Origin of the sequence: Streptomyces eurythermus (assembly GCF_014649115.1) — a bacterium.
Lineage (GTDB): Bacteria > Actinomycetota > Actinomycetes > Streptomycetales > Streptomycetaceae > Streptomyces > Streptomyces eurythermus.
On sequence record NZ_BMSK01000013.1, the window covers coordinates 187807 to 199413 of the forward strand.

The 11607-nt window shown below is 73.4% G+C and carries 11 protein-coding genes; 3 read left to right on the plus strand and 8 right to left on the minus strand.

Annotation, left to right across the window (positions count from 1 at the left end):
• Window positions 1–115 precede the first annotated feature (115 nt).
• The 3 genes from IE251_RS25065 (at window position 116) to IE251_RS25075 (ending at window position 2621) form a co-directional block, all read left to right on the plus strand.
• Window positions 116–868, plus strand: coding sequence for an SDR family NAD(P)-dependent oxidoreductase (locus tag IE251_RS25065; RefSeq protein ID WP_189755364.1), 753 nt, complete (start codon window positions 116–118; stop codon window positions 866–868).
• Window positions 865–1875: an alpha/beta hydrolase gene (locus tag IE251_RS25070; protein WP_229896921.1), complete on the plus strand. Its 1011-nt coding sequence runs from the start codon at window positions 865–867 to the stop codon at window positions 1873–1875. Before IE251_RS25065 ends, IE251_RS25070 begins: the two co-directional genes overlap by 4 nt.
• An 80-nt stretch (window positions 1876–1955) precedes the next feature.
• The gene (locus IE251_RS25075; RefSeq protein ID WP_189755258.1) at window positions 1956–2621 is read left to right on the plus strand and encodes a TetR/AcrR family transcriptional regulator; all 666 of its coding nucleotides are present in this window, start codon (window positions 1956–1958) and stop codon (window positions 2619–2621) included.
• On the opposite strand, the gene IE251_RS25080 is transcribed toward IE251_RS25075, so the two are convergent.
• The 8 genes from IE251_RS25080 to IE251_RS25115 form a co-directional block, all read right to left on the minus strand.
• A complete protein-coding gene (locus IE251_RS25080; RefSeq protein ID WP_189755259.1) occupies window positions 2585–3568 on the minus strand; it encodes an LLM class flavin-dependent oxidoreductase in 984 nt (327 codons plus the stop codon). The genes IE251_RS25075 and IE251_RS25080 overlap by 37 nt on opposite strands.
• 214 nt (window positions 3569–3782) lie before the next feature.
• Window positions 3783–5306 (minus strand): MFS transporter, encoded by a 1524-nt coding sequence (locus tag IE251_RS25085; RefSeq protein WP_189755260.1) that lies wholly within the window; start codon window positions 5304–5306, stop codon window positions 3783–3785.
• Between the two features lie 168 nt (window positions 5307–5474).
• Complete coding sequence (locus tag IE251_RS25090; RefSeq protein ID WP_189755261.1) at window positions 5475–6164, minus strand: TetR/AcrR family transcriptional regulator; 690 nt, start codon at window positions 6162–6164, stop codon at window positions 5475–5477.
• Window positions 6165–6255: 91 nt separating this feature from the next.
• Window positions 6256–7635 (minus strand): LLM class flavin-dependent oxidoreductase, encoded by a 1380-nt coding sequence (locus tag IE251_RS25095; protein ID WP_189755262.1) that lies wholly within the window; start codon window positions 7633–7635, stop codon window positions 6256–6258.
• 5 nt (window positions 7636–7640) lie between these two features.
• On the minus strand, window positions 7641–8765 hold the full coding sequence (locus IE251_RS25100; protein WP_189755263.1) for an LLM class flavin-dependent oxidoreductase: 1125 nt from the start codon (window positions 8763–8765) through the stop codon (window positions 7641–7643).
• Between the two features lie 48 nt (window positions 8766–8813).
• The gene (locus IE251_RS25105; RefSeq protein WP_189755264.1) at window positions 8814–9299 is read right to left on the minus strand and encodes a flavin reductase family protein; all 486 of its coding nucleotides are present in this window, start codon (window positions 9297–9299) and stop codon (window positions 8814–8816) included.
• A gap of 62 nt (window positions 9300–9361) precedes the next feature.
• On the minus strand, window positions 9362–10501 hold the full coding sequence (locus tag IE251_RS25110) for a 3-ketosteroid-9-alpha-monooxygenase, oxygenase component (protein ID WP_189755265.1): 1140 nt from the start codon (window positions 10499–10501) through the stop codon (window positions 9362–9364).
• A 93-nt stretch (window positions 10502–10594) separates the two neighbouring features.
• Window positions 10595–11569: an LLM class flavin-dependent oxidoreductase gene (locus IE251_RS25115; protein WP_229896922.1), complete on the minus strand. Its 975-nt coding sequence runs from the start codon at window positions 11567–11569 to the stop codon at window positions 10595–10597.
• Window positions 11570–11607 lie beyond the last annotated feature (38 nt).

The following is an 11607-nucleotide window of genomic DNA, read 5'->3' on the forward strand; positions in this document are numbered from 1 at the left end:
CGTCCCGTCGAACCCGAGGAACGTCGAACCCGAGGAACCCCGAGGAGATCCGGTGGAGCTCTCGATACCCGAAGACACCCTGCCCGTGGGCGCGACGCCCCCGGGCGCTTTCGATCTGACCGGGCGGGTGGCCCTGGTCACCGGTGCCGCGCGCGGCCAGGGGGCGAGGCACGCGCGTACGCTCGCCGCCGCCGGCGCGTCGGTGGTGCTGACGGATGTGGACGAGCGGGGAGGTGCGGCCGAGGCCGAGGCGATCCGCCGCGGGCCGGGGCGTACGGACGCCGCGCTCTTCGTACGCCACGACGTCTCCTCGGCCGAGGACTGGGCGCGCGTGGTGGCGTACGCCCGAGAACGCCTCGGCCGGCTGGATGTCCTGGTCAACAACGCGGCGCTGTGGAGCACGGCGCACGTGGCAGAGCAGTCCGAGGAAGAGTTCCGCGCGCTGTTCGCGGTGAATCTGCTCGGTCCGTTCCTCGGTATCCGGGCCGTGCTGCCCGCCATGCGTGCCGTGGGCGGCGGGTCGATCGTCAACATCTCCTCCACCGCCGGTTTGAAGGGCATTCCGGGGCACGGCGCGTACGGGGCCACGAAGTTCGGGTTGCGCGGATTGACCAAGTCGGTCGCGCTCGACGTGGCCGCCGAGGGCATCCGCGTCAACTCGGTCCACCCCGGCGTGATCGACACCCCGATGATCGCCACGGTGACCGGTGACGGCGACGCCACCCGAAAGGAGTGGCCGCACATCCCCGCGCGGCGGATCGGTACGCCCGACGACGTCACCGGCCTGGTGCTCTTCCTCGCGTCCGACGCCTCCGCCTATGTGACGGGCGCGGAGTTCGCGGTCGACGGCGGACTGGCGGCGCAGTGAACACCCCGCCCCCGACCCCGTCCCCAGCGGCCTCGGCCCCGGCCGTCCTCACCCCGGCGGCCCGCGCCCTCGCCGACGCCCTCACCGCCGGCTTCCCCGCGCTCGGCCCCGGCACGGACGTCGCCGCCGTGCGGCGCGCCATGGCCCGGCCGCCCGCCGGGCTGCCCGCGCTCGCGTCGGTCACCGACCGGACGATCCCCGGCCCGGCGGGAGCCCCGCCCCTGCCCGTACGGATCTACCGTCCGTACGGGCCGGGGCACGGCCGGGCGCAGGCCGGGCCGGTCCCTTCGCTCCCGCTCGTCCTGTTCTTCCACGGCGGAGGATTCGTGCTGTGCGGGCTCGACAGCCACGACGGGCTCTGCCGTCTGCTGGCGGCCGGAACCGGCGCCGTGGTCGTCTCCGTCGACTACCGGCTGGCCCCCGAGCATCCGGCCCCGGCGGCGGTCCGGGACGCCTACGCCGCGTTCGACTGGGCCGTGCGCCATGCCGCGTCCCTCGGCTGCGACCCCGCGCGCGTCGCCGTGGCGGGCGACAGCTCGGGAGGCGGCCTCGCCGCGTCGGTCTGTCTGACGGCGCGCGACCGGGGCGGCTCCCGGCCCGCCGCCCAGCTGCTCATCTACCCCGCGCTCGACCCGCGTACGGACTCGGCGTCGATGCGGGACTTCGGCGAGGGCCACTTCCTCACCGCCGCGGCGATGCGCTGGTACTGGGAGCAGTACCTCGGCGGCGCCGAGCCCACCGCGGAGGTCGCGCCCGCGCTCGCGGAGGACACCGGCGGGCTTCCCCCCGCGCTGCTGGTGGAGGCGGAGTGCGATCCGCTGCGGGACGAGGGGCAGGCCTACGCGGCCCGGCTCGACCGGGCCGAGATCCACTGCGCCCGGGGGATGTTCCACGGCTTCATCGACTTCGCCGGCGAGCTGCCCGAGGCAGCCGCCGCGCAGGAGCGCGCCGTGGCCTGGCTGCGGGAGCGGCTCGGCATCGACGGCACCGCGCCGCCGGGCACCTGAAACCGCGGGCCGTCGGGACCGCACGCCTCCTGCGGGGGGGTGCGGTCCCGCTCCGGGAACCGCGCGGTTACGCTGCCGCGATGAGTGACAGGGCAGCGCGCAGTACCCCCGTCGCCGTGCCCGCTCCCGTGAGTGGCCCGGCCGGTGATGACGGTTCCCCGGGCGAGGGGTACGTGCACCGGACCATCCTGCGGGGCGCGGCACACGCGTTGCGCACGCACGGGCGCGGCGTGGGCATGGCCGAGATCGCGCGGACCGCCGGTGTCGGCCGGGCCACGCTGTACCGCCATTTCGCCGACCGGGAGGCGCTGTTCGCGGAGCTGACCCAGTTCGCGGCGGACGAATGCGTACGGGCCCTGCGCCGGGCGGACCTCTCCGGTGCGCCCGTCCGGGACGCCGTCCTGGCCGCGACCCGTGCGCTGCTCGCGGTAGGACGCGAGTACTGGGTGATCGGTCTGCCCGGGCCGGCGAGCGAGCCGACGCGGCGCGAACTGGCCGTCGCCCGCCCCCTGTCGGAGCTGGCCGCGCGTGGCCAGCGCGAGGGCGTACTGCGGTGCGACCTCCCGGCGGAGCGGCTCGGCGCGCTGCACGGCGCCCTGATCCAGGGCGCCCTGCTGTACCCGCAGTTCATCGGCGAGGAGTTGGACGACGCCGCGCGGTCCGTCACGTCCCTCTACGTCGACGGGGCGGCTCGGCGGCGGCCGGATCCTCAGCCGGCGGCCATGACCTCGGCCACGAGCGCGTAGGAGCGCAGGCGGGCCCGCTGGTCGTGGACGCAGGTGTTCACCATCAGTTCGTCGGCACCGGTCGACTTCATCAGCCGGCCCAGCTCCTCCCGGACCGTGAACGGGTCGCCGACGACGGCCGAGGCGCCGAACGGGGTGGCGGCGCCACCGAGTCGGGCCACCGCCTCGCCGGCGGGCAGCAGCGCGTCCGGCAGGCCCCGGGCGATCCGCAGCTGGACGAGTTCCTGGGAGGCGGCGTGGCGGCGGGCCTCCGTATCGGTGTCGGCGGCGACCACGGTCACGGTGATGAGGGTACGAGGCCGGTCCAGCGCCTTCGAGGGGCGGAAGGTGTCGCGGTACAGCCGGAGGGTGTGCTCCGCGTCGCCTCCGCCGAAGTGGTGGGCGAAGGCGAAGGGAAGCCCCGCGGCGGCGGCCAGGCGCGCGCCGTACGTGCTCGATCCGAGGACCCACAGGGGCGGGGGCGTGACCGGTTCGGGCACCGTGCGGATGGTGCCGTACGGGTGCCCCGGCGGCCACTGCCGTCCGCCGAGGAACGCCTGCAACTCCGCCACCGCCTGCGGGAAGTCGTGCGCGTCGGCGCGGCGGAGCGCGCGGGCGGCGGCCGGATCGGTGCCCGGCCCGCGCCCCACGCCGAGGTCGATCCGGCCGGGATGGAGCGCGGCGAGCAGGGCGAACTGTTCGGCCACCGCCAGCGGGGCGTGGTTGGGCAGCATGACGCCGCCGGAGCCGATGCGCAGCCGGTTCGTCCGCGCGGCCAGGTGTGCCATCAGGACGGGCGGGGTCCCCATGGCGAGTCCGGGGTGGTTGTGATGCTCCGTCACCCACAGCCGCCGGTAGCCGAGTTCCTCGGCGTGCCGGGCGAGAGCGACGCTCGCGGCGAGGGTGTCCGCGGCCGTGAGACCGCTGGGGATGATGGTGGGGTCGAGGACGGACAGGGCGGTCGTCATGGGTGGGGCTCCAAGCGGTGGGCGGGGCGGACGGGGGGTTAGCTGCGCCGCGGCCGTCGGACGAGGCCCGAGCGCCCCGCCGCCCCGTCGGGTGGGGAACGGCGGGGAGCGGCCGGCGGAGGCGACAGGCGTTACCGACCGCCGGGCGACGCCCCCCCTCGGGCGGCACGGCCCCCTCGACGGACCGGAGCCGACAGCTCCGGCGGCGTGGGCGTCAGACCTGCCGCGCCGGTTCCGCCGTCCCGGACGGGGGCGGGGAGGACGGCTCCGCGTCCTGCGGGCCGGCCTCCGGGCCGCCGGGGGCACGGGCGTCGACCGCGGCGAGGACCACGACGGCCGCGACGAGCAGGATGCCGACCGACCACCGGAAGGCGGTGGTGAAGCCGTCCACCATGCCGGCGGACAGGACCCCCTCCCCGGCGTGGGCGTCGACGTAGGCGGCGGTGACACCGGCGGCGATGGTGTTGAGCAGGGCGGTGCCGATGGCGCCGCCGATCTGCTGGGCGGTGTTCACCATGGCCGAGGCGACACCGGCGTCGCCCGGCCGTACGCCGATGGTGGCCAGGGAGATGGCGGGGATCATGGCGGTACCGAGGCCCAGTCCGAAGAGGAGCTGTCCGGGCAGGACGAACAGGGCGTAGGAGCTGTCCGTTTCGAGCTGGGTGAGCAGCAGCAGCCCGAGGGCGGCGAGGAGGAAGCCGGGGCCCATGATCAGGCGGGGCGGTACGCGGGGCAGCAGGCGGGCGCCGATCTGGGTGGAGCCGGCCATCAGGCCCACCGTCAGGGGCAGGAAGGCGACGCCGGTCAGGACGGCCGAGTAGCCCTTGACGACCTGCAAGTAGTAGGTGAGGAAGAGGAACAGGCCGAACAGGCCGATGATGGCCAGGCCCAGGGAGAGGAAGGCGCCGCCGCGGTTGCGGTCGGTGACGACGCGCAGCGGGAGGAGCGGGGCCTTCACCTTCGCCTGGAGGACGACGAAGAGGACGAGGACGACCACGGCGCCGGCCAGCAGGGCGATGGTGGTGGTGTCGCTCCAGCCGTGGGACTCGGCGCGGGTGACGCCGTAGACCAGGCCGGCGAGGCCGAGGGTGGAGAGCACGGCGCCGGGGAGGTCGAGCGGGGAGCGGTTGCGGGCGCCGGCCGGTTCGCGGACGACGGCCGCCGCGCCGGCGGCGGCGAGGAGCGCGAAGGGGGCCAGGACGTACAGCGTCCAGCGCCAGTCGAGGTACTCGGTGAGGACGCCGCCGAGGAGGAGGCCGATGGCGGCGCCGCTGCCGGAGATGGCGGCGTAGAGGCCGAACGCCTTGCCGCGTTCCTGGTGGTCGGTGAAGAGGACCGCGAGGAGGGAGAGGGCGGCCGGTGCGAGCAGTGCGCCGAAGGCGCCCTGGATCGCGCGTGCGGCGAACAGCAAGATCTGGTCGCCGGCGGCGCCGCCGAGGACGGAGGCGGCGGCGAAGCCGATCAGGCCGGTGAGGAAGGTGCGGCGGCGGCCCCACAGGTCGGCGATCCGGCCGCCGAGCAGCAGCAGACCGCCGAAGGTGAGGGCGTAGGCGGTGACGATCCACTGCCGGTTGCCGTCGGAGATGCCCAGGTCGGCCTGGGCCGAGGGCAGGGCGATATTGACGATGGTGGTGTCCAGGTTGACCAGGAGCTGCGCCATCGCGATGAACGCGAGGGCCTTCCAGCGCCGTGGGTCGGGGGTGGTGGGGGTGACGGGCGATGCCGTCGTTTCGGACATGGCTGTGCTACCTCGGCTCTTCACGAGAGGAACGGCCGACGTCAGAAGCCGGCCGCGCATGACATGGGCATGACAGGTTGACGCATCCGCCGGGCCGGCGGCCCGGGGCGGGATGCGTACGACTTCACGGTGGAGCGCCGCGTCACACGGCGCTCAGGGGACCCGGTTTCAGCGGCGGAGGTCCTCCAGGGTCGCCGGGCGGCCCGGCAGTTCGGCACCCGGCCGCCCGAGCCCGCCGTCCGGCAGCCCATCGCCGCCCGGGAGTTCGAGGCCGGCCAGGAAGAGCCGGACATGACGCTCCGTGAGGCGCTCGATGTCGGCGCCGACGCCCTCGGGGAGCGGCCGGGCGAGCTGACTGAGAGCCACCATCACATCGCCGACCCCGACATCGCGCCGCATACGGCCGGCCCGCTGCGCCCGCCGGACCAGCTCCTCGGCCACCGCGTCGACGCGCCGCCGCGCCGCGTGCAGTTCGGCGTCGTCCACCCACAGGTGGTCGGGGAGCATCAGACACAGCGCGCCGATGCCCTCCTCCACCGCGCCGACGGCGAAGCGGCGCAGCGCCTCGAAGGGGTCGGCCTCCTCGTCGAGGGCGGCTCGGCCCCGCTCGGAGATCCGGTCGGCGACATCGAGACAGACGCCGTGCACCAGGGTGTCCCGGTCGGGGAAGTGGCGGTAGAGCGTGGCGCTGCCGACCCCCGCCGTGCGGGTGATCAGGTCCATCGGGGCGCCCGTCCCCCGGACCGCGAAGACCTCGCGCGCGGCGGCGACGATGCGCTCCCTGTTACGGGCCTGATCGGCCCGCCGTACGGCCTTCGCCTCCCGGGTCCGCACCGCACCGGCGACATCGTCCGCCATCACGCTCACCCCACCCCTCTCGACTCGGCCCCGCACACGGAACCGCGACCTACAAACGGAGAATATCTCTCCTCTTCGCGGAGTCATAGAGCTAAACGGAGAAATTCTCTCTGTTTTTTGTGCGGCGGTACGAGGCCGCGGGGTGCCGCGCCGGGAGCCGGGGCCCCGATCCGGGACGCAGCTTCTCGCGGAGGGTCCCCGGCTCGTACTCGCGGCGCATGAGTCCGCGCTGCTGGAGCACGGGCACCGCGTGGTCGATGAAGTCCTCGAAGGTACCGGGGGTGATCACATAGGTGATGTTGAAGCCGTCGACTCCGGCGGCGGCCCAGGTCTCCAGCTCGTCGGCGATCTGCTCGGGGGTGCCCACGACGCGGGTGGTGGTGATCAGCCGGGCCAGGTCGGCGAACGTCTGCGTCTGGTCGGGAGCGCCTTCGATCAGGCCCCGTACGGCACCGTGCGCGACCTCCGTGCGCAGCTCGCTCAGCGGCTTCTCCGGGTCGATGGCGCTCAGGTCCACCCCGATGTTGCCGCTCATGTGGGTCAGCAGACCCTCGACGCTGATGTGGTCGTCGATCTCGTCGTTCTTGCGCCTGGCCTCCTCCTCCGTGCTGCCCACGACGAACGACAGCCCCTGGAAGAACGCGATGTCGTCGGCCCGGCGGCCGGCGGCGACCGCCCTGGCCCGTACGTCCTCGATGTTGGTCCGGGCCGCCAGCGGGTTGGGGGCGAGGATGAAGGTGCCCTCGGCGTGCCGGGCCGCGAAGGAGCGGCCGGCCTCCGAGGAGCCGGCCTGGAAGAGCACCGGGGTGCGCAGCGGCGAGGGCTCGCACAGGTGCGGTCCCGCGACGCGGTAGCGGACTCCGGCGTGGTCGACCGGGTGGACCCTGGCGGGATCGGCGTAGACGCCGTTCTCCTTGTCGCACAGGACCGCTCCGTCCTCCCAGCTGCCCTCCCACAGCTTGTAGACGACCTCCATGTACTCGTCGGCCCACACATAGCGCTCGTCGTGCGGCACCTGCTCCTCGAAGCCGAAGTTGCGGCCGGCGGAGGACTGGAAGGAGGTGACGACGTTCCAGGCGACCCGCCCCTTGGTGAGGTGGTCGAGCGTCGACACCTTGCGGGCGAAGGTGAAGGGATGCTCCTGGAGTACGGAGCCGGTGAAGGCGAAGCCCAGGTGTTCGGTGGCGTGGGCGAGCGCCGGTATGAGGACGGACGGATCGTTGTTGGGGAACTGGGTGGCCTCACGGACCGCGGTGTCGAGGCCGCCCCGGTAGACGTCGTACGTGCCGATGACATCGGCGAAGAACAGCGTGTCGAAGCGGCCGCGTTCCAGCATGCGGGCCAGCTCGATCCAGGTGTCCAGGTCGGTGTAGTCGGTCTGCCGGGTCGCCGGATGCCGCCACAGGCCGTGGTTGATGAAGGAGACGCAGTTCATGGTGAACGCGTTGAACAGCAGGGGCTTGTCCGTCATGGCGGTCACTCGCCCCCCGCCGCGCGGAAGTGGGGAATGACCTTCTCGCCCCACTGGCGGATGGTCTCCATGCACGCCTCCTGCGGAACGGTGCCCATCTGGATCAGGCACATCACCTCGTCCACGCCGATCCGGCGCAACTCCTCGACGTAGGCGATGGCGTCCTCGGCGGAGCCGTAGGCGTGGTCGGCGTTGTAGGTGCCGGTGTCGCTGGGCGTGACCGGGATCTCCGCCTCGTGGAGCTTGGCGACCAGGCGCTCGCGGCCCCGCTCCAGGGCGGCGGCGTCATCGCCGGCGTCCGGGCGCTGGTCGGGCACGGGGCCGTCGCCGTACCAGTGGGTGATGGACTCGGCGAAGTAGCGCTGGCCGCGCATGCCGATCCGGCGGGCCCGCTCGGCGTCGTCCAGCACGATCGTCGGGCACAGCGCGGAGAAGTGGTCGTTGACCTCGGTGGAGACCAGCCTCTCGCCGGAGCGCCCCGCGATGGCGTCGTCGTAGATCGCGCGCAGGTGCCGGATGTTGTCCGCACCGGCGAAACCGAGGACCAGCGCCCCGATCCCCAACTCGGCGGCCAGGCGCAGGGATTCGTCCTTGGAGCAGGCCATGAACAGGGGAGGGTGCGGGGCCTGCACCGGTCTGGGCAGGATCGCGCCGGGGCCGATGTCGAGCGAGCCGTGCCACTCGAACCGCTCCTCGCGCCAGGCGCTCGCGAAAATGCGCAGGGCCTCCTCCATCTGCGGACGGGTGTCCTCCGGCCGGACGCCGTACATGGACATCTCCTGCCGTGTGGCGCCGCGCCCGGAGCCGATGTCGACCCGGCCGCCGGAGAGCACGTCGAGCATGGCGGCGCGCTCGGCCACCCGTACCGGATGCTGGTAGCCGAAGGGCATGGTGACCACGCCGTGGCCGATACGGATCCGGGAGGTGCGGGCGGCGACCCAGGTGAGGAAGATCTCGGAGGCGCTCATGTGCGCGTACCACTTCAGCGCGTGGTGCTCGACGGCCCAGATCCGGTCGAAGCCCATCTCCTCGGCGAACACGGCCTGTTCCACGCAGTCGTGGAGGACCTGGCGCTCGTGTTCCGGGGTGGGATCGGCCATCTGGGCCTCGAAGATCATGGAGAACTTCACGTTCCTGCTTTCTTCTTCGGGAGGTGGGCGCAGCGGGGCGGGGGCTGCTCAGGCGGGGGTGAGCCGTCGGTACGTCCGGCGGAAGTAGAGGAGGGGATCGGCGTCGCGCAGGGACCGCGCCCGGGTGACCCGGCCGATCACGATCGTGTGGTCGCCACCGGGGAGTTCCTCCGCGATGTCCGCCTCGAAACAGGCGAGGACGCCCTCCAGGACCGGCGCGCCGTTGTGGCCCGGCCGCCACGCGACCCCCGCGAACTTGTCCCCTCCGCTGGTGGCGAAGCACCTGGACAGATCGCACTGGTCGGCCGCGAGCACGTTCACCGCCAGCCGGCCCGCCGCGCGGATCAGCGGCCAGCTGCGGGAGGTACGGGCCGGGGAGAAGGTGATGTACGGCGGGTCCAGCGAGAGCGAGGCGAAGGACTGCACGGCCATGCCCGCCGGGCCGTCCGGGCCCTGGGCGGTGACGACCGCCACGCCGGTGCCGAAGGCCGACGCCGCATCGCGCAGGGCGGATTCCTCGATCAGTGGGGACATGCGGGTTCCTTTCCAGGGCGGTCGGGGGCGTGCGGAGCGTGGGGAGGCGGTTCCGGGGGTGCTCAGGGAGTGCCGGGCGTGCCGGTCCGGGCGAGGTTGGCGGCCATCTCCCGCTCCCACGCCTCACCGGCGCGCCGGGTGTCCACCTCGAACTCGAACCGGTCCGTCATCTCCGGCCGGACCTCGGCGGCGTCCACGTAGAACTGCTCGTACCAGCGGCGGAGTTGGTAGACGGGCCCGTCGCCGTCGGACAGCAGCGGGCTGTCGACGCGCGTCTTGTGCCGCCAGATCTCGATGTCCTGGTCGAAGGCCACCCGCATGCCCCGGGCGGTCCGGGCAGCCATGTCCTCGGCCTGCCGGGCGGTCGTACCCGGGAGCCTGCGGACCCTGACGCCGTACATCAGCACGAAGCTGTCGGCGGTGACCGGGTAGTGGCAGTTGACGAGGACGGTCTCCGCCTCCGTGCCGTCGCCCAGGGGCTGCCAGATGCGGTCGATCATGTAGGAGGGGCCGTAGTACGCGGCGTCCGAGCGCAGACTCAGATCGGCGCCGATCAGCTCCATGCCGGAGTCCCGGCGCGGGGTGCTCTCCACGTACATCGCGGCGACATGGCCCTCGAAGACGTTGGTGAACCGGGTCGGCACCGAGTGGTGCACATAGAAGAAGTGCGCCATGTCGACGATGTTGTCGACGAGTTCACGGCAGTGCGCGCCTTCGACCAGGACGCTGTCCCAGGTCCAGTCCGACCACTCGGACGCCTCGGGGCCGTCGGACGGCTCGTCGTCGATCCAGTCCATGCGCGGGATGGTCACGCCGGGACCGGGAGGGTTCCCCTCCGGGTCGTGCCAGACGAAGAGCTGCCCGTTCTCCTCCAGCGTGGTCCACGCGCGGGTCCTGGCGCGCAGCGGGACCCGCTGCGCGTAGGGGATCGCGGCGCACTTGCCGTCGCCGCCCCACCGCCAGTCGTGGAAGGGGCAGGCGAGGGTGTCGCCCTTGACGGTGCCGTGGGCGAGATTGCCGCCCATGTGCCGGCAGTACGCGTCCAGGACATGCAGACGTCCGTCGTCCCGGCCCCGGAAGACGGCCAGTTTCGTGCCGAACGCCTCGATCTCGTGCGGCCGGCCGTCCGTGAACTGCCGGGCGAGGCCCAGGCAGTGCCAGCCACGGGCGAACCGGGCGGGGGTCTGACGGGGTGTGTTCATGAGGGACTCCTCCTCGAAGGCGGGCCGGTCCCGGCGGAAGGGGGCCGGGCGGGACCGGCCGGGGGATGGCCCGGCCAGGGCCTGTCTTCCGGGTCAGGTGCGCACGGCTTCGGCGATCAGCTCGTAGGAGCGCAGCCGTGCCTCCTGGTCGTGGACGCAGGTGACGATCATCAGTTCGTCCGCGCCGGTGGACTCGGCGAGCCGCTCCAGCTCCTCGGCGACCGCGTGCGGCTCGCCGACCGCGGACCTGGCGCCGAAGGGGGTGGTCGCGCCGCCGAGCAGCGCGTGGGCCTGATCGGCCGGCAGCAGGGCGTCCGGCAGACCGCGCGAGATCTTCAGCTGGGCCAGTTCCTGGGACGCGGCGTGGTACCGCGCCTCGGCTTCCGTCTCCGCGGCCATCGCGGTCAGGCTGATGACGGCGTAGGGCTCGGCGAGTACGGCGGACGGCCGGAAGCGGTCCCGGTAGAGGCGGATCGCGGCGGCGGTGTCACCGCCGAAGTGGTGGGCGAAGGCGAACGGCAGTCCGCGTTCGGCGGCGAGGCGCGCGCCGTACGGGCTGGAGCCGAGGATCCACAGCGGCGGGGCGGGCACCGCGTCGGGAACGGTACGGACCTGACGGTACGGGTGCGCCGACGGCCACGCGTCGGTGCCGAGGAACGCGGCGAGCTCCCCGACCTGGCCGGCGAAGTCCGGGGTGTCCGAGCGGCGCAGGGCGTGGGAGGTGGCCGGGTCGGTGCCCGCCCCGCGTCCCACGCCGAGGTCGATCCGGCCCGGGTGGAGCGCGGCGAGCAGCGCGAACTGCTCGGCGACGGTCAGCGGGGCGTGGTGGGGCAGCAGGACCCCGCCGGACCCGAGGCGTATCGCCTCGGTGTGCGCGGCGAGGTGGGCGATCAGGACCGCCGGGGTGGCGGCGGCCAGCGTCGGGTGGCTGTGGTGCTCGGTCACCCACATGCGCGCGAGGCCGAGCCGCTCGGCGAGCCGGGCGAGAGCGACGCTCCCGGCCAGGGCTTCGGCGACGGTGGAGCCGACGGGGACGAAGGTGGTGTCCAGGACGGACAGACGGGGCACGGAAGGGGTCTCCCAAGCAGACGGAGGGGCAGGAGGAC